The organism is Clostridiaceae bacterium, assembly GCA_012840395.1.
GTDB lineage: Bacteria > Bacillota > Clostridia > Acetivibrionales > DULL01 > DULL01.
The window spans coordinates 1-19,961 of the sequence record DULL01000118.1 but is presented as its reverse complement, the minus strand read 5'-3'; the positions used below and the strand labels follow the sequence as shown (position 1 = coordinate 19,961).

Sequence of the window (19,961 nt, the reverse complement as noted above, 5' to 3'; positions counted from 1 at the left end):
GCCGGCATTGTAAAGGTTGTTGATGCACTGTTTGCATTTGCAAACTGGCCGCTGGTTGAAGTCCATCTGCTAAATACATATCCGCTGTCTGCAGCGGCTTCAAGAGTGATTATGGTTCCGGAAGGATACCGTCCGCTTGTACCGGTGATTATTCTTCCTCCGGTTCCTGCCTGAATAGTCGCTGTATAAAGTATAGAGCTTCCTTCTATGGAATTGTCTGATGCGGCAAGTGTGCCGTCCGGGTTATTTACATATGCCACATAGTTTTCCAGCTCTTCCAATACTCCCGTTGTTATGGAAACAGATATGTTACCATTTCCATCTGCTTTTACCTGGCCCATGGCCTTTAATTGTGAATTTACTGTGTCCACTATCCTCACTGTGTAGCTGGTGCCGCTTGTAAAGCCTGACCCAACTACTTCCACCACTCCGTCAGAATAGGTTGCTTCAATATTTGCAGACGCTACCGCCCGAAGGGGAAGCAGCGTTAGACACATGATAATTAGAAATATCATTGATAAAATTCTCTTGTACATAACTTTCCTCCTATTCGTGGTCTTGTTTACATTTTTTTCATAGCCTATCATTCTTGATAGTCCACGAACATGAAGTCATCTAAATACATCTTATCTACTACTCCGCCACCTCTTCCGCAAGTAATTACCAATGAAGCAATATTTGTTGCAGTAGGAGTAGTCATAGTTAGCGTATAGGTTTGGGGCTCTGTTCCTGCATCAAGATCTTTAAGTTTCATATAAGATGTTTCTCCCGGAATCAGAACCATTTCTACCTCATACCACTTGTTATTCTCTATTTTTGCTCCTTCAAGTACTGTTCCCGAAGGATTAGATACTTCACCTGCAGGATTAATTCCAATATAATATACTATTGTTCCTGAAGATGACCTCAACTGCAGAGTAATCGTACCAGCTGTGCCGGTGGTCGCCAAATTCTGTTTTAGCTTAAATTTCAGCAATTTAGCCGCGGAAGGATTTTTCGATATGGTAACCATAGCAGTAGCTCCGGTAGCATTGTCCCATATTTCGAAGCCTTTGGTGCCATTGTATCCGCTTCCTTCAGTAATCCTTCCCCACAGATTGATTTCGGTAAAGTCTACAGGTATATCATTTACATCATCTACATTATAGGATTCAAAATCGTCTGGGAACGGGACTACCGTTATTGATACTATAGCGGATTTTTCAACGCCTTTATGGCTTGCCGTTACAATAATATTTGTTGTACCTGCTGCCACACCAGTGATTACACCTGCATCATTCACCTCTGCGATCTGTGGATTCACACTTGCGTAACTTAAAACTGCAGCATCTATTGGTTCTCCTGCTTCTGTCTTTGCAACTGCTGTAATGGTGGTTGTACCACCCTGCAAAATCTTGCTTTTTGCTACTGTGGCTGTAACACTGTCAATATCGTCTGACACAACCGTCAGTGTTATTACTTTTTCAAGTGTAACGTCCCCTTTTGAAGCTGTAACCTTAATTTGAGCAGAACCGCCTGCAAGGCCGGTAATAACTCCTGTGTCTGAGACTGATGCAGTTTCAGGAGTTAAAGATTCATAAGTATATGAAACATCAAACAATGTAATCTGGTGTATATTCCTTGCAATAGTTTCTATTTGCATCGATGAATCTTTTGCCAGTGTCCCGGAGGGTATGGTAGCTTCAAAGGTAGCAAGCTGCATATTGCTTTCTGTGGGTTCGAAGAAAACAAAATCATCAATATAAATTATGTCCCTGACACCTGCTGTAGAACCTGCAATAAACTGGGCACGATCCACTGATTCAAGAGTTTCCGTTCTCTTGGGAATGACTCCTGCGAAAACATCATCAATATATACTTTGGTTTCACCAAGGCAATCTGCCTCTATGCGGAATTTATACCATTTGCCCTGTGTAATGGTTCCTGCCGGGCAGAAAGAATAAGCAGAGTCGGTGAAATATTTGATTGATCCGTCGCCACCAATATTAAGCTGGTAGGCTACCTCCTTGATGCCGTTAAAATCCATAAGTAGCAGAACAAAGCCTTTATCAAGCACTTCCGGATAAACTTTAACTTCAAATATCTTCTTCTGAGTATCTCTGCCTATATATTCCACTGTAGCTGCATTGTTGTTTTGTGAATCATGTATTTTTAAAACTGTATTTCCGTTAAAGTCATAAATTGTCGGGGTATTAAATACCGCTTCAAATCCAGCAGGTATTTCTGTCTCTCCTTCAAAGGTCATAGGAACTTCAATATCCCGCACAACTGTTATAGCCACTTCTTCCGTAAATACAATACCATTCCTGGAGGCTGTAATTGTTATTATAGCCTTCCCTGGTTCTGAACCTGCGCTAACTTTTCCTGAACCGTCAACAGTTACTATATTGCTGGAATCAGCATCAAAAGTAATTGTTACCCCTTCTTTTACTTCTTGTCCAAGCCCGTTTTCAACCCATGCAAGTATCCGTGTTTCCTCATTTGGTTCGATAAACGGATCAACAACTTTATACTTTAAAGATGTAATGATATCCGCGTCTATTATCTCTATAGAAGCAGTTATCTCTTCATGTGTTACCCCATCCATGGTCACTATTGCTCTTAATGTGGTTGAACCTGCACTAACCGGTGTAAGTTTTCCTTCTCCGTCCACTAATACAATTTCTGGATTATCAGAAGTATAAACTATAGTATATTCACTTTCTGGAACCAGCCTGCCAAAAGAGTCAAAAACCTGAACATGCACACGTTCATCTGTATCCTGAAGGGCTACCTTTGAAACATTTGTAGCTATTGTCGCACGATGGTAGTTATATTCATCCGGGAAAGCAGTATAAACATTGACAAACTTACCCCAGATAGATTTTACCGGCGGATTATAGGCAACCGCTCCGGTATCTGAACAGATGAGCAGGCGTCCCGGCTCCGTTTCCACAATGCCTGTCATACCACTGCACTGGCTTCCATCAGTTGGGTCATCGTAAACTACGGTAAAATAATCCCACTGATAACCGCATCCGTCTACAGAAACCAAAAGCTTGGCGTCCGGCCTTCCATAGCTTAAAACTAATATTCCATTTGACATCATCAATAGCTTTGGATATACTGACCCTGTTATTGAATCCGCAAGTTCTGTCCCGTCAACACCTGGAAGCCTTGTGGGTTCGGTCCAGGTGAGTCCGTTATCGTAAGAACGGCACTGGACTAACGGTAAGCCTGTTCTTGTCCTCATAACAGCAAGTAACGAGCCGTCAGCACATCTTATAACACAAGGCTCTGCAAAACCATCAGCTTCTCTTGCCAACTGTATGGATGGCAAACCGGAAGCAATGGTAGATACAATTTCCCAATTAAGTCCGTTATCAGTTGATTTTGCCCAGAGGCAGCGCATTTTATTATCTTGCAGATACCATCCGTAGAGAGAGTTGTACAATGTTCCGTCTTCTTCCACCATAGGAGTTCCGGACATGACAATTGAAGATAGGCCTGCCCCTCCCCTGGGGAAGGTTTCACCTGTAGTGCGCAGCACTCCTTCACGCCGTGTCCATGTCTTGCCCATATCACTGGAAACATAAGACCAGCAGCGCACCGTATCTTCTGACAACATACCACCTAATCCCACAAAATACAGATCACCGTTCTTCAATTGGGCCATATTGCCCGGTATAAAATCATGGGACGATTCATAGTATTCGTCAAAGGTAAGTCCATTATCACGGGAAATCCTCATTCCGTTCAGTCCGCCAGGTACAGCTGCATCCATGTGTTTGGAGAATGTAACAATTATTGTATCCCCAAACTTGAACATATCAGGGAATTGATTTATACCACCGTCATCAGGCTGAATGGTAAACAATTCCTCCTGTTCAACAACAACAGGTTTCTCTAAAACCCTTACAGTATAATCTTCAGTCAGGTTAATTCCATTTGCGGAGGCAGTTACCCGAATGGTAACTGCTCCTGCATCTACACCTGTTACAAATCCATTCTCATCCACTGTAGCAATGGAAGGATTGAGAGAATTATAGCTTATTTCTGCTTCCATAGGATCCCCATACTGATCAAGGGCTGATATTTCCAGGGTCGTGGAATAGCCCATAAGGACCGTTTCTTTTCCTGTAATGCTTATCTGGCTTAAAACTGATGGCTGCCTTACAGAAGAGGCATAGGCATATATTTCAACACCCATGTTTTCTCCTACAAGGTCCGGCATACCGCTTGCAAGCCATGCCTCAACCTTTGTTCCTTCGGTTTGATAGGATACTGCAGCCTCCTTGTCTGAAACAGACATCATTATAACAGTTACATTGGCATTGACTCCTGTTCCTTCTGTGAACTGTACTACCAGGTACTTTCCTTCAAGTTCATCGGATTTTTCGCCGCTTATGGATATGGTACGGGTATATCCCGCTCCTCCTCTGCTTTCAGGACCAATTTCAATGTTATATCCTGTATCCTCATCCTCTGAGGGTTTAAAGCCGAAGGAATACAGTTCAGTATTTTCACTGTGGAATCTGATGCTTATTACCCTACCTTCCAGTGATTTAACACTTGAATTTCCTCTCCAGCTAACTAATGTTTTTACGCTGTCTGTTGTAATTACATCACAGTCATCTTTGCTAAAACCTGGAATTACATTGCCATCTTCATTAAGTAGCTCAACCAACAGTGATCCGTTGGATGCATTGGCATTAACAAACAGGTGATCTCCCTCGAATACAAATTGTTCAGTTTCCAGTATTCCATATTCAGTACTGTCCAGGGATGCAAATCCATCTAATCTCCACTTGGCAATTCCTATACCGGCATGGTATTCATAGTCTGGTGCATGGGTCCCGTCAAATCCACCATAATACAACCAGATTTCATCTCCCATGCGGATAGGAGTATTAGCTGTATAAATACATCCATCATCCCAGGTTCCCTCTTCACCTCTTGGAATTATTGGTACTCTGGTCGGTCTTTGCCAATCTTCTGAAAGGTCTCTTGAGAATATAAGGTGAACATCTACCGGACCATCCATCAAATCGTTACCAGTAATCTGGAACAGCCAGCCAAAGCCTACATATACTCCTTCGTAAGGATACAGTCCTCCGCCATAGCCATCTGCCCTTAAGTATCCAATTGAGTCTATTGGATCGCTCAGAGAGTTCATTCTTATTGGTACAGACCAGTTAATCAAATCATCGCTTATCACATTTCTGTGCATGCGTTTTGATGGTATATTGATTTTTACAAGTCCCACATACCTGTCATAATAACTGTCATAGGCTACAGTAGTTACATCTGCTCCATATATAACTTCTGTGCCTTCAGACCACCTGAGCCCGTCTGTAGAATAGTGTACACAGTAATAGCTGTCATTGTAGTCAAAATTAAATGTAAACATTTTATAACGTTTCTGTGGGTCAGTTTCCTTCATGTCTTTGAACACGTTAGCAATATGCCATATACCAAGTATGTTATTGTTTTTATTTCCGTCATACTCATATATGCCAAGATCAGGTTTATCCCAGTTTATACCGTCTGTGGATGTAGCATAGCAGACAAAACTATTTGCAGTCTGGTACCACATCTTATATATCTCTTCCTGCTCATCATAAAGTACCGTTCCGTAAATATATGCAAATCCACCTTCCCAAGGCTTATCTGCTTCTATTATTGGTCCTACTTTTTGCGCCTGATGGAACGTTCTGGTTATTCCTGTCATGCTTTCGATCATGTAATCATCTATAAATAACTGAGTGCGTGAACCTATTTCTCTGACTTTTGGAGCAAATTCCGCTTTATCAAAGTATGCTATTCCCATATTTTCATCTGAACTGTCAAGAGCGATTACAGCGTATTTTGTGCCTGTAGGAGCAATATGAGTAACTTCATACTGTCTCCATGTGTTTCCTGTAATTGCCTGAGGCTTGCTGTCAATTATATTGAAGTTTTCATCCAAGAACTCAAGTATAAGGTTCATGGTACCGTATTCACATTTTGCCATTATTCCCGCTGTATATGCTTTACCTTCAATTATTCCTGAAATCAGTGAAGAACGGACTCCTCCACCGGTTGCTGCAGACAGATCCGCAATAGCCAAACTAAGCATATTGTGATAATATTCCTGAGTATCGCTGTAAGCAAAAGCATCTCCATAGGGCTTCCAGTTATATGGGAATGTACCTGCTCCAAAGGTGTTTACATTTTCCATGGAAGCATTTGATACTGAAGTAGTTATAGAGTATATGTCCACATCATCAAAATATGTTACTCCGCCTTCAGCTTCAATCTTAATTGTTGCATATTGTGCATTGGTTGGCACTGTCACCTTACATTCAAGTCTTTTCCAATTCTCTGAAGCCGAAGCACTCTGTGAATAACTTTGAATTATCATATCGGATCTGTTCCAGAAGTCAACTGTAATCTTCGCAGTACCGGATTCTATTAAAGCATGTGCAACAGCAACATACTCTTTACCCTCAACAACAGGAATATTGTTGGAAACAAGCCCACTGGCATATGTTGTTCCATCTGCTTTAAAACTTGCATTACCGCTGTGTGATTTGTCATTTGCCACAACTGCGGGAACAGAAGCATTTGATTGTTTCCAATAGCCTGTATTATCTCCCGTTATTTCCTCAAAGCTGCCATCCTTTACGCTTAATCCGTAAGGTACGTTAAAAACCCTGATATTGTCGAAATAAGCTTTACCTACATTTTCTGCAGTAGTTGACAGGCATACCGCAAATGAAGTTGTATTATCCGGTATCATACTCCTTATAGTTGCAGTATTCCAATCAGTCTTTTGAGCTACTGTTATTACCTTTTCATCAAGCTTGGCACCTGCACTGTTATAGAACTCTAAAGCTATGTTCGCGCTTCCGCTTTCAACCAGATAATCAACAGCAATTGCAAAATCTTTTCCGGGACGTACTGCAGGTTTTGCAGACCGTACTCCGAATGCCTGGCTATCGCTTGTATCATTTAGCATAATAGCTTTTGAGCCTTCTGTTTTTTTATCTGTAACAATTGTTCCTGAGCCGCCTCCTGAAATTGCAGACCAGGATGATGTATCAAATTCAAATCCTGCGTTCTTTAGTAGAGGAAGTTCTTCTACCCTTATATTGTCAAAATAGCATACTCCTGAAGAGGCTGCTCCTCCATATACCATTACTGTTACGAATGTGGTGCCTACAGGTGCATATTCTGTTACGGTAAGATTCTGCCACTGCCCGGATTTTGTAGTATCATAGGCTGCATATTTATTTAAAATAGACAAGCCGTCATTATTCCAGAATTCTACATATACATATGGCCTGTTCTGAGTTCCTTCGGCATAGCACATTGCACTTACCCTGTAAGGTCTTCCTTCATAGGCTGTAAATATTTTATCAGTCCTTAAAGAAGCTACTGTACTTGTGCCTATATCATTTATTCTTAAACTGTATTCTCCGGTAAATGACTTGTCTGAAGTTTTTTCAAAAGTTCCATCCGGGGATACAACCAGCCAGGAATCAATGTCCTCTGATGTACCATCCTCAAAACTGTGGTTTAATACCGGAAGTGGTCTGGCTTCATCATAATCCAGGCTGCGTACTATCAGGTTATATTTTTTCTCGTATGACAGTTCACCTTTTGTTATAGTTGCTGTAAGCTGAACCACGGCATCCGCCTGGCCGAAGGCAGGTCTTGAAATTGTACCGCTGGAGCTGACTATTGAAGGTGTTGAACTCCAGTAAATACTTATGCCATTATTACCAAGTTCTGCATCATTAGCAGGGAGATTGAGTGCTTTGGTAACATTATCAAGTCCGGTATTTTCTCCTGCAATATAATCTTCAGTTAATGCCATGGCAACACTTGCAAGTTCAGACATTTCCGAACTGTAATTTTGTATTACTACATTGTATTCAACGGTTTCAATTATTCGGCCTTTTGACAGAGTCAGTGTAAGGGTTGCAGTTCCCTCTCCTTCTGATTCAAGAGGTCTGGATATTAATGTAGCTGTACCGTTAAGAACAAGTATCCTCGTTGCGTCCGGACCTGAAACTCCGGTCCATGATGCAGAAACTCCATTTGCTGTTGAACCTTCAGGCAGGTTTATCTGTCCCACTGTGTCCAGTGTCAGTGTCAGCCCGGCCTGAATGAGTGCTTGCTTGACAGTCTCAACATCAGCCCTGTCCTGGGCATCTTCCAGTTCATTAACCGCATTAATTACATTTCTTATTTCTTCAATACTTAAATTAGCACCAATTTCAGCCTTTCTATTTTTTAAAGCAGCGAGATAATCATCTTTTTTGGAATCATTTACGTCCATTGGCGCCACAGCTTTGTTTTTAAGTGCTGTTAGCAGTGCAGTACTGTCATCAGCGTCTATAGCATCATTTATTTCTTTAACCACATATTCCTGAGTTACTTCATAAAGACATACATCATCAAAATATAAGGTACCTACATTACTCTGATTACTATAAAGAAGTATCTTTGCGGCAACAGCATCGCCAGGTGCCGTACCACGCACACTTATTGTGGCCCACTGACTGGTAGCCGGCAATGAAGTAATTTTATAATCTATTCTTACATCTTTATCATTCATAAATTCAATATATATGTCTGCTTTTCCGGTAGTCCCAAAGAACTTCGCCTCAGCAATGTAATCATATCCGGCTTTTATCGGTATTCCTACAGTTCTTCCGCCTATGGCTTTGCCATTTGTATTATCTTCCAGTTTCAACGACTTGCTGCCTGTATAGGCTTTCTCATCTGAAACACTTACATTCGTAACAACTACTCCTGTATCAGGATAAACCTCTATTTGTTGCGATACTGTCCAATTTACTGCAGGAACTGAAGTACCATCATCTTCTTCAAAGCTGTGATTTGGTACGGGTATTGATTTTAACAACTGCTTCTTTATTATTAAGGTATAATCAATGGTTGCGCTGGCTTCTCCCTTACTTATACGCAGTGTCAAATTAGCAGTTTCATCAATGTCGGAAGGTACGGACATTACTGTTGCTGTACCGTTTGACAGAGTTATTCTTCCTGCTCCTTCTCCGGATACTGCTGTCCAGGATGCGCTGACACCATTTGCAGTTGCTCCCTGAGGAATAGATATGATTCCTGGCAGGTAAACTACGATCTCTCTGGAAGATGCAAGCAATGTAGCTTCTACAGAAGCTACGTCTGCTTCATTTTGCATTTTTATGTTAACATCATCAATTATTGTCTGAACCTGATCCTTAGTCAAAGGACCCTGATTGGCATTTCTTGCTTCAACAAGTGCATCCCTGTATAGGGTGGCATTCTGTTCAATAACACCTGTCAAACCTAATGTTTCTCTTATTAATACTTCATAAATTTGAGCAACGTTACCTCCCTGTATAGCCAGGTCCAAATCCGTAATATCATCTGCACTGGCTTCTTTTGATATAGTAACTGTATAATCCAGTGTACTGCTGGCTGTTCCTTTACTTAATGTAAGTGTAAGCATTACTACTTCATCATTTTCTGAAGGCCCTGGTCTTGAATTAAGAGTTGCAGTACCTCCGCTGATAGTAATTCTTCCGTTTGTATCCCCGGATACGGAAGTCCAGCTTGCTGTAACTCCATCTTCAGTTGCTCCTTCCGGTACAGGTATTTCACCGATATCGGAAAGTGTCATGGTAAGTCCAACTGCTGTAAGTGCTGCTTTCACATTATTTACACTTTGAGCATCAGCAACCTCCTGGTTAATCTGATTTATAATTGTCTGAATCTCAACTTTTGTAAGGGCTGAACCTTTCTGGGTTCTGGCATTAGATAGTGCTGTAAAATAAAATTCTTTGTTACTGTCAACTACACCTGTCAATCCTGCCGCGTCAGATTTTAAACCTTCCATGAGATAGTTTGTAGATTGTGTGTTATCCATCTGCTTGTACAGAATCTTTTCATCAATATATTCATACACTAATTCTTCTGTAAGTACTCCAAGTGTTACTTCATCGAAATATGCTGTTCCTGTATTTGCTGAAGTACTATTTAAAATAAGTCTTATCTGTGCTGTGTTTGCAGGAGCTTTTCCAATTGACGTTAGTTTTCTCCATTCTCCTGTTCCAACTGTTTTGGTTGTAAAGTCTTTAATTCTTGCAGGTGCTTCATTACAGAAATCCAGCATTAAATCATAAACACCGCTCTCAGCATAATAATACAGAGAAGTTATGTATTCAGTACCCACTGTGACGTCTGTAACATAATCTGATCTGACACCTACTGCACCGTTCGTAGCATTGTCAACTATTTTAAGACTTCTTTCACCGGCATAAACTTTCCCTCCATCCTCTGTTGTAACAGCCGTAGCAGTACCTGCTGATGCAGTCCCTATAAACGTCCAATTTGCCGGAGAGTTTTGAGTACCATCTTTCAATGATTCAAATCCCGGATTTACTACTGGAAGTGGAACATACTCTGCATATGCAGTTTCCGGAAACTGTATGTATCCTATAATCATTGCCAGTACAATGATTATAGATACCCATTTCCTTGCTGTTCTTTTCATAATTGTACTTTGCATTCGACTCCCCCTAACCATAAATTTATTGATAGTTATGCATATACCAGCTAAGCGCCGAATCTGAAGCAAATTCTTTGCACTCAAGGAAAAAGTAGATATCTTTCAATACTCTTCATAACATAGCCGGTATTATAAATCTGAAGTGTGTAATGAATCATTAATTCAAATCCTTATTAAAAATGTGATATTTTGTACAATAGAACTTTACAATCAAATATTAAGATAAATAAGCATGATTTTAAATGGGGCAAATTTTACTATTATCATAGGTCATTTTTTACTTTTCCAAAGGGAAGCAAAAGAACCGTCCCCATGCTTCCCTTTGGGAGAACCGTCCCTCTGCTTCCATCAGTTTGTGCTGACGTAAGCATAAACTGTAACACCCATGTTTTCTCCTACAAGGTCCGGCATACCGCTTGCAAGCCAAGCCTCAACCTTTGTTCCCGCAGCCTGGTACGAAACTGTAGCTTCCTCGCTCAAAACAGACATCATTATTACTGTTACATTTGCATTTACGCCTGTTCCTTCCGTAAATTGTACAACCAGGTATTTTCCGGTCAGGTCATCGGCTTTGGTTCCACTTATGTTTATTATACGTGTATATCCTGCACCGCCTGTGCTTTCTGGACCTATATGCAGGATGTAATCTTTTTCTATATGTTTTACAGTTATATTAAATTCTTTAGTATCACTTACAGATCCTTTGGTTATGGTTGCTGTTAATGTTACAACTGCGTTTCCTTCTTCAGGTCTTGTAACCTTCCCGTCAGGAGCAATAACTGCTTCATTGCTGGAAGTCCAGCTTATAGTACAGCCTGCTCCGCCAGGTATGCTGGTAACAAGGTTAAGGTCACCAGTTACATTGTTAAGATCTGAATTATTTCCTTTAATGAGCTCTTCCGTCAATGCTGCTTTGTCTTCTGCGACTGCTTCCTCATCAGATGCTTTATATGTTGCTGTAACAGTAACATCTTCTCCAGGCATAACGAAAGTTGTATTAGGACTATTTATATCATCAAATTCCACATCATTAAATGTAACCCATTTATCAAATATCATACCTTCCGGTGCTTCATCTGCAGTTATACTTACTATCTCTCCTTTTATAGCTGTTTCTTTATCTGATGTACCAGAGTTTACAGTTATTGTATACTTGTTATATGAAATAGAAAGTTCATATTGTGAGACATAACCATCCTTTGTTACCTTAATAAGTATAAGCTCAGGATTAATAAATTCAACGTTAACCTCAGCTTCCGGTACTGCTGCTGTAGCTTCAATATCGGATAATTCTATAATTTCATCAAAAGTTAAATTATAAAAATAGGTATCAGAGCTAAATCCATCTATTGTTTCCCCATTAATTTTAATATCAGAAAGCTGCGTATCGGAAGCATGAGTTTGATCTAGCAACATTACCTTTAGATCGTCAATATAGTAATAATCACCAATTGGAGCTGTACCTGCAGTTGAAAACCGGATTCTATTCAGTACATCTACGTTGTTTGCGATAGGTATATCTGTAATAAAGCTATCATTAATGTAGAGTTTGCCCGGGCTGTCAATGCTAACTTCAAGCCGTACCTTATTCCAGCTTCCAAGTGTTATGGTGTAAAGATTTCTGATACCAGTCCATCCTCCATTGGAATGCACGTTAAGGGTAGATGTGTTACTTCCCGGAGACGGCCTGGGAAATCCAATAAAAGCTCCTTCGTCTGCTACGTTGGTGCTTTCTTTTCCAACACCGACAGTTATTAAGCGGTCGGCTTGTTCGGGATATATCATAAATTCTATTATTGCAGCTCTGGAGGAAGGAAATAGTGCCTGTACATTAATAGCAGAGTCTATGATGTCGTCCTTAATATATAAAGATTTACTGCCGCTAAAGGCCTTCTCAGAAGAAATAGAACACCCTGCTTGAGATACTATAAAGCCTTCGGTAGGATTGTCAGGAGGATTTTTTGCAGGTAAATCTGCAATAGTATTATAATCTTCAAAATCTTCTATTCTCCAAAGTCCACTCATCACATAAATCGTAATGTTTTTTGTCAATGAGACTGAGCCTTTGGTTCCTGTGACAGTAATTACAGCTATCCCTGGGCTGTTTGCTGTAACTAAGCCCTCTTGAGATACTGAAGCAATATTATTATTGCTGCTTGTAAAATTCCATGCAACATCAGTAACGGGCTCATCAAAATAGTTTAGTGGAATTGTGGTAATTTGTTCATTTTCGCCTACTGCCAGACTCCATTTATCTATTTCTACTTTAAAATCATGTAATTTGTCGGCATCCGCAACAATTATATCAACTGAATTTGTCATAATGGTTTTTCCATTATATGACACGGCGGCTGTAAACCTTGCACTACCTTCTGCTATAGCAGTGACTTCCCCACTCTCTATATCTACTGTAGCAATCTCGGGATTTTCTGAATAATATGCAATCTCACAGCTTTCGGATTCTATCAAGTTGCCGTCCTTATCAAAGATACCTATTATTTCAATATTTGTTTGTTCTCCAAGTTTTAATTTCGTGCAATCAGACCACAGAATCGCTTCATTAATAGATGTATCCCCGGTAACATTTCTTTCTACTTTTACTGTACGTCCCCAAATACCTGCCAATTCTGTTTCAACAAAACCACGATCTCCCACAACAAGCAATGTATTATCTGCAATTTTTGCTATACTTGTGTTTCCGCTTGTAGATTTTCCTTGTTCCGGCGCCATGGTAGTTGTTGTAAAACCCCATTTGTAACCACTTCCATCTAAAGAAAACAGCATTGTATTATTGGGACGGCCTGTGGTTAAAGCCAGCACTCCATTATCAAGAAGTACCATCTGAGGATATATACTGCGTGCATCATCCGGGCTAACCCCTGGCAACAGTATCGGCTTTGTCCAGGTCAGGCCATTGTCATAAGAGCGTGTTTGCAACAATGGCTTATTACTATCTGTACGTATAATACTTAGAAGGCTACCATCTTTTACACGCAGTAATGAGGGCTCGAGATATTTGGTTAGACTTCCGTCAATGTTATAGTGAGTTCCATCATTTTCTGCAATAATACTACGTAGTGTCCATGTACGTCCTAAATCCGTACTTTGGACAAGAAGAGATTTGTTTTGTCCATACATTGTATGTATAATCGTATCAACGCCATTTTCATTTATTATTTCTACGCCCTTGGAAAAAAGGAATGGGAACCAATTGCTATTCGATAATGGACCTGTAATATTCTGACCGGTAATTGTAAGAATTCCTTCTACTTTCTCCCAGTTACCTTCTTCATCTATTATCCAACTGACGGTACGTGCCGTATTGTTATCTATATAATAATTAATGTAATTTTGTGCAAAATATCTGCCATCAGGTAATTGTATCATGCTCATTAAAAATAAGTCTTTTTGTGTTTTCATATATAGATAACTTTCAGATAGATCTTCACCATCACCTGCGGCAAGTATATCTTCCATATCAAACACTTTAACCGAATCCCAGGGATAATCCATTACTACATCCCTGTGGCGTGAATAATTAACATATACCTTATCATATGAGGGATGTGCATAGGTAAAAGGAATATGACAAAATCCAAAACCGTCTTCATAATCCTCTAAAATATAGTCTTCTATAATTGGTTCTCCTGTTTCTTCATCCAGGATTGGTTCGGTATTTTTTGCAATGTCAAATAAGCCTCCTAATTCTATTGAAAGTTGAGGAATCTCAACGGGAAGATGATGAATTCCACTTTTCATCTTAAGATTATCTATGTAAAAACGGTCATTTTGATCAGCACTTCCGCTTGATAGGAAGTACACACCATCAATACCTGCTCCGGTGTTTGATCCGTATGAGCCAGTAGTTTTCAAAGCATCGCCAACATAAGTACCGTTTATATATATAGCTGCTTTGCCTGCTACATTATCAACCTCTATATGTACCGAATTCCAGTCGTTTCTTGTTAATGTTTTATTACTAATTGTTATATATGAACTTCCACTATAATATGTGGTGGCATTGGATACAAATCTTATCCAGTAGGCTGTATTTGCATTAGCATGATTGCCACTTAAGAATTTAAATGCAACATTACCGTTTTCTGAAAAAACATCAAAATCCAGTGTATATTCTTGATATTTGCCGTCTTCTGGTTTATAATGCAAAGAAGCAAGTTGAGTGTTTGAATTATCATTTAGATATACTGACTTTCCACTGTTTGCGCCTCTAACATCTGTAACCAAAGCCAGATTACTGCTTACCATTCCTGTAGGCGGTTGTCCCACAGTCATTTCTTCAAATGTAATGCGGTCTGAGGGTGGTGCTACTGAAATAGCTATTGTACCACTAATACTATTAAACGGTCCTTGAACTGTGGTGATTATTTTTGTAATCCCATAACTTACAGCCAGAATTTGACCATTTTCATCTACAGTGGCTACAGAAGGGTTTATACTTGTATATGTTGCGCTTGTAGTACCTGTAAATAACTGGCCAGTACCATCTAAAAGTACGTAGCTTATTTGTGCAATATCGCCAGGCTGAAGCTCAACTTTGTTTGCACTCACTGTAATTGATGATATTAATTGATTGTCATCTGCTGAAAAAACAATCCTGGTAAACATGCAGCTTAATAAAAGTACCATTGCAAGAATAAGAGATATGATTTTTTTAGTTTTCATACCCTTCATCTCCTCGTATTTATTTTGCAAAGGAAGTATGAGAAAGGTTCTCTTGCTTCAGAGGCTGTTGGAAGCAAAAGAACCGTCCCTCTGCTTCTAATCAAATATTAAGATAAACAAGCATGATTTTTAATGGGGGAAATTTTACTATAATGATAGGTCATTTTTTACTTTTGCAAAGGAATCATGGAGAAGGTTCTCTTGCTTCAGAGGCTGTTGGAAGCAAAAGAACCGTCCCTCTGCTTCGCCTCTGTTTCTTATGTGCTGGCATTTGCATAAACTGTAACACTCATGTCTTCTCCTACAAGATCCGGCATGCCGCTTGTAAGCCAAACCTCAACCTTTGTTCCTGCAGTCTGGTATGACACTGTAACTTCCTCGCTTATAGAAGATACCATTATTACTGATACCAACGCATCGACTCCTGCTCCTTCTGTAAACTGTACAACCAGGTATTTGCCAGCTAAGTCATCAGCTTTGTCACCACTTACAGTGATTGTACGGATATATCCTGCTCCTCCGGAGCTTTCAGATCCAATGAAAAGAATATAATCCTTGCCGCTTCCCTGTTTCACTGTAACGTTAAATACTTTAGTATCACTAACAGCACCTTTTGTAATAGTTGCCGTTAATGTTACAACTACATTTCCTTCTTCAGGTCTTGTAACCTTCCCGTCAGTAGCAATAACTGCTTCATTGCTGGATGTCCAGCTTATGGTACAGCCTGCTCCGCCAGATATGCTGGTGACAAGGTTAAGGTCTTCAGTTACATTATCAAGATTAGTATTGTTACCTTTGATAAGTTCTTCAGTTAATAATGCTTTGTCCTCTGCAACCGCTTCTTCATCACTTAACTCAGGCCCACTTTCAACATTTACAATACAACTCTTCGTAATATTACCAAGTGTTGCAGTGATGGTTGCAGTACCAGCTCCTTTAAAAGATACAAGGCCATTATTAACTGTTGCGACAGAGGGATTATCTGAACTCCAAGTTATTACAGGTGTAGGAAGACGTAAAGTTACGTCAGGTTCAAAAATTACATCCAGTTGATAATCATCATCACTAACCTTGGCGTTAATTTCAGTTGAACTCAGTGTCATATTTACTCTCTTTGAAAATATAAGATTATCTACATCAAAAGCCTGGCCTGATGTACTGCTGGAAATATAGTACATACGAAATACTGCATTGCCATCTGTACTAACTCCAGAAGAAATACATTCAATATCCCATTCTTCCGGCTCCTGGGTTCCTTTTGGCCATACTTTTGCATATATTCTTCCATCTAATCTGACTCCTTTAAATGTAAACCATTCACCAGGTGTAAAATCTCTTTTTACTTCATCAAAAAGTGTAGAGCTATCTTTAATTAGTAATCCAGTATCTGTAAGATGCATTACATGTGAACCTGAACCATGCAGGATTCTAATATACACTACCTGAAGACCATCTTTAGGAGTTGGTTCTTCAAAACGGAAATCAAACTGGACTGTATACTCTCCAGATGTAGAAGCTCTTGTTCTTATTTCAGTAGAATTGTATGCATTAGTATATCTGCTAAATATCTGTAGATAGTTATTATCATTATCGCTTTTTACATTTAGTAATGAATTTTCACTTGTATATAATATAAAGTCATTTTCATTGGTGTATGAGTCATCTGCAGTATCATCTTCAAAATCTTCCATCAAATATATCCATGGTTCACCATTTTTTGAGATTTCAAAAGGTAATCCTAGTACAGTAACAGTACATGTTTTTTCTATGTTTCCCAATTTTGCAGTTATTGTGGCAGTACCAGGTGATATAAAGTTTACAAAACCATCCTCTACCGTTGCCACTGCTTCATCGCTGCTAGTCCATATAATAGGTGCATTTGCCTGAGCTGGTATAATCGATACCTCAATCTGTACAGGATTAAACCCCTCATATTTCTCTAATGAAGTATGACTGAGAATTATTTCTATTTGTTTGCTAATAATAATATTATCAATATCTACAGTCTGACCTGAAGTACTGCTGGTTATATATGACATGGTGTATAAACCTGCTGCAGAACCTATACCAGAATGATGGTATTCTATATCCCAGGTATCTGGTTCAGGCTTTCCTTTTTCCCATACCTTTATATATATGCCATTGCTGCATCGGACACTTTTGAAAGTATACCATAGTCCAGGACTAAGTTCTTTATTTGCTACTGCCGCATCTGTACCGCTGTTTTTTAAAATAACCCTCTCCAGACTTAGATGAATTGGGTAAGAGCCTACGCCATTTTGCATATAGATATACATCTCTTGAATCTTATCACCTTCGGTAGGTGTTGCTTCATTAAATCGAAAATCAAATTGGGCAGTGTAGCTTCCTTCTATTCCGCTCTTTGATCTGATTTCCGGTTTCTGATATCCTGTGGTATATTTGCTGTAAAACTGTATGAATTTATTATCAGATTCAGTTTCTTTTTTAACAGTGATTGTCCTGTTTTCACCTGTTTTATGTGTAAAATATGGATTAGGATATGCTATATCTTCTGTATAGTCATCAAAATTATCTTCAAATAGTATCCATTTCTCTCCTCCACCGGATAATTCAAAGGGTCCCCAATCTGAAGGATTTGAAAAAGTGCCTCCAATTATCTGCAAAGCTGTTACATAATATATGGTCAGAAGTTTACCATCGTTGGTCAAAACCGCAGATGGATCACCCATATCTGTGCTGCCATGAGGATAACGGTATATCAATCTTTCTTTGGTTGCCTCCCAACCCTGGTCCAAGTAAAACATTTTTCCGTATATAGGGCGAGGGCTAGTAGGACGGGACCAGGTGCAGAATACCCGGTTATCATCTACTTTAATAAGTCCAGGCTGGTGTAATTCTCCTTGGGTGCCGCAGATTTCCCATGTAATACCTCTATCTTCAGACTTCCATAAATATCCAGGCTGGCGGGCAAGAGCATATACTGTATCCTCACCTGTGGCTATAAGTGAGACCTCATTTATTCTGGTACCAAGTTCAGGAGTTGTAGCAAGAACAGATTCCCTGATCCATTCCCATTCACCGTTTTCATTGCGTTTTCCCAAAATGTTTACTGCTGTTTCCTGAGGATAGTTTTCTCCTCCTCCATATACAGGCACCAGTATTTCATCATCATTAAAAACAGCAATATTTCCACGTTTTGCGCACCAGTTATTTAATGTCTGGCAAGGTATTAGAATAGGGTCGCCCCAGGTTTCTCCTCCGTCCTTGCTTTCCATCATATATACTTTAATAAAACTGTCGGTTGTATATCTTCTTGTGAAGAATGTTAAAATTACTGTTCCGTCGTTTAGAAGTGCAAAGTTTGGATCCCTGGCTTCAACCGGTAATTCCGGAGTACAAATTCCTTTTTCTATTAATATTTCCGAAGACATTACCAGTCTCTCTTCACTCCAGGTCTGGCCATTATCTGTGCTCTCAACAATGTATATTTCCCCCGAATGGCTGTGATGCATCACCAGGGGCGTGAACAGTATTCTTATAGTAAGCTACCAGCAGCTTTCCATTTGGATGAGCACCATTATAAACTTCGGCAGGTACATTAACAATATCTGGAAAATGAAGTTTATAGGAGCCTTCTGCCTTTGCAATTATAACATCCGGTTCTGTTGGATTATCCAGACCTGCATAACTTACAACAGGACTTACGCTAAGTAAAAATAAGATTACTAAAACAATCGATGTAATCTTAGTAGTCATCTTTTTAAGCATTACTTTTCTAAGTCTCATTTTTCTCCTCCTTTTGTATTTTCTAAATTTATCCTGGTATTTTCTTGGTAATCTCCTGAACTGAAAGATAAATTATTATTCTCTGTGAAAGCAGAAGAACTGAAGCAGGAGGACAGCCCCCATGCTTCCCAGTAGCAGGAAAGGGAAGCAGGAGAACCGTCCCCGTGCTTCCAGCTTACTTAATCATGTTCTGCATGAGAATTGCCACCATCTTTGCAGCTTCGGCGCGGTCTGCATTGTCCAATGGTGCAAATACTATCTGGTCTCCTGACGGCCTGCCGTTTATTATGCCTGCCCTCTGTACCTTCTCCACTGCTTCCCTTGCATAGGAGCTTATCTTGTCACTGTCCCCAAATTCAATTGCCTCTGCTGCCACAGGCAGTGTATAGTTTTGAACTGCCGCAAACCTGGTTATCATTAATGCTATCTGCTCTCTTGTTATATAGTCTTCAGGTCCAAACAATCCGTTGCCATATCCCTTTACTATGCCATTCTCCGCTGCCCAGGCTACATATGGCGCATACCAGGAATTCTCATCCACATCCTGGAAGGCTGAACCCTTATACTGGGCAGTGTCTATTCCTGCTATTCCTGCCAGTATCTTGGTGAATTCCGCCCTGGTTATGTTGTTGCCCGGCAGGTACCTTCCTGTACCATCTCCGCTTATTATATTCCTTGCTGACAGGTAGGTTATATAATCCTTTGCCCAGCTTCCTTCTGTGTCTGTGAACTCTACCTTGTTATACCCTACCGCATATTTGGAGAAATGCCTTAGCTTAAAGGTCAATGTGCCTGTCTCTGCGTCATATACACAGTCAGTTATTAATACCAGCTCGCCTTCATCGGTTATATGGTATATTACAATTGCATTCAGGTCCTCTCCCGCCTTAGGAGTATATGGAATGCTTATTGTCGCGGTTCCTCCGCCTAAATCGGATATTACTTTATCTCCTGAAGTAATTGTGAAATC

6 protein-coding genes are annotated in these 19,961 nt (G+C 39.9%); all 6 read right to left on the bottom strand.

The genetic code is table 11. From position 1 onward, the window contains the following. Positions 1-536 (bottom strand): hypothetical protein (locus GXX20_12715; GenBank protein HHW32510.1); only part of this gene is annotated, 536 nt, incomplete at its 3' end. Positions 537-583: 47 nt separating this feature from the next. Then, positions 584-10,540, bottom strand: coding sequence for a hypothetical protein (locus GXX20_12710; protein ID HHW32509.1), 9,957 nt, complete (start codon positions 10,538-10,540; stop codon positions 584-586). Positions 10,541-10,888: 348 nt separating this feature from the next. Further along, the gene (locus GXX20_12705) at positions 10,889-15,223 is read right to left on the bottom strand and encodes a hypothetical protein (protein ID HHW32508.1); all 4,335 of its coding nucleotides are present in this window, start codon (positions 15,221-15,223) and stop codon (positions 10,889-10,891) included. A gap of 257 nt (positions 15,224-15,480) precedes the next feature. Continuing rightward, a complete protein-coding gene (locus GXX20_12700; GenBank protein HHW32507.1) occupies positions 15,481-18,720 on the bottom strand; it encodes a hypothetical protein in 3,240 nt (1,079 codons plus the stop codon). Then, positions 18,680-18,991, bottom strand: coding sequence for a hypothetical protein (locus tag GXX20_12695; protein HHW32506.1), 312 nt, complete (start codon positions 18,989-18,991; stop codon positions 18,680-18,682). The genes GXX20_12700 and GXX20_12695 overlap by 41 nt, the downstream gene beginning before the upstream one ends. Before the next feature lie 175 nt (positions 18,992-19,166). After that, the coding region (locus GXX20_12690; GenBank protein ID HHW32505.1) for an S-layer homology domain-containing protein at positions 19,167-19,961 on the bottom strand (795 nt) is incomplete at its 5' end.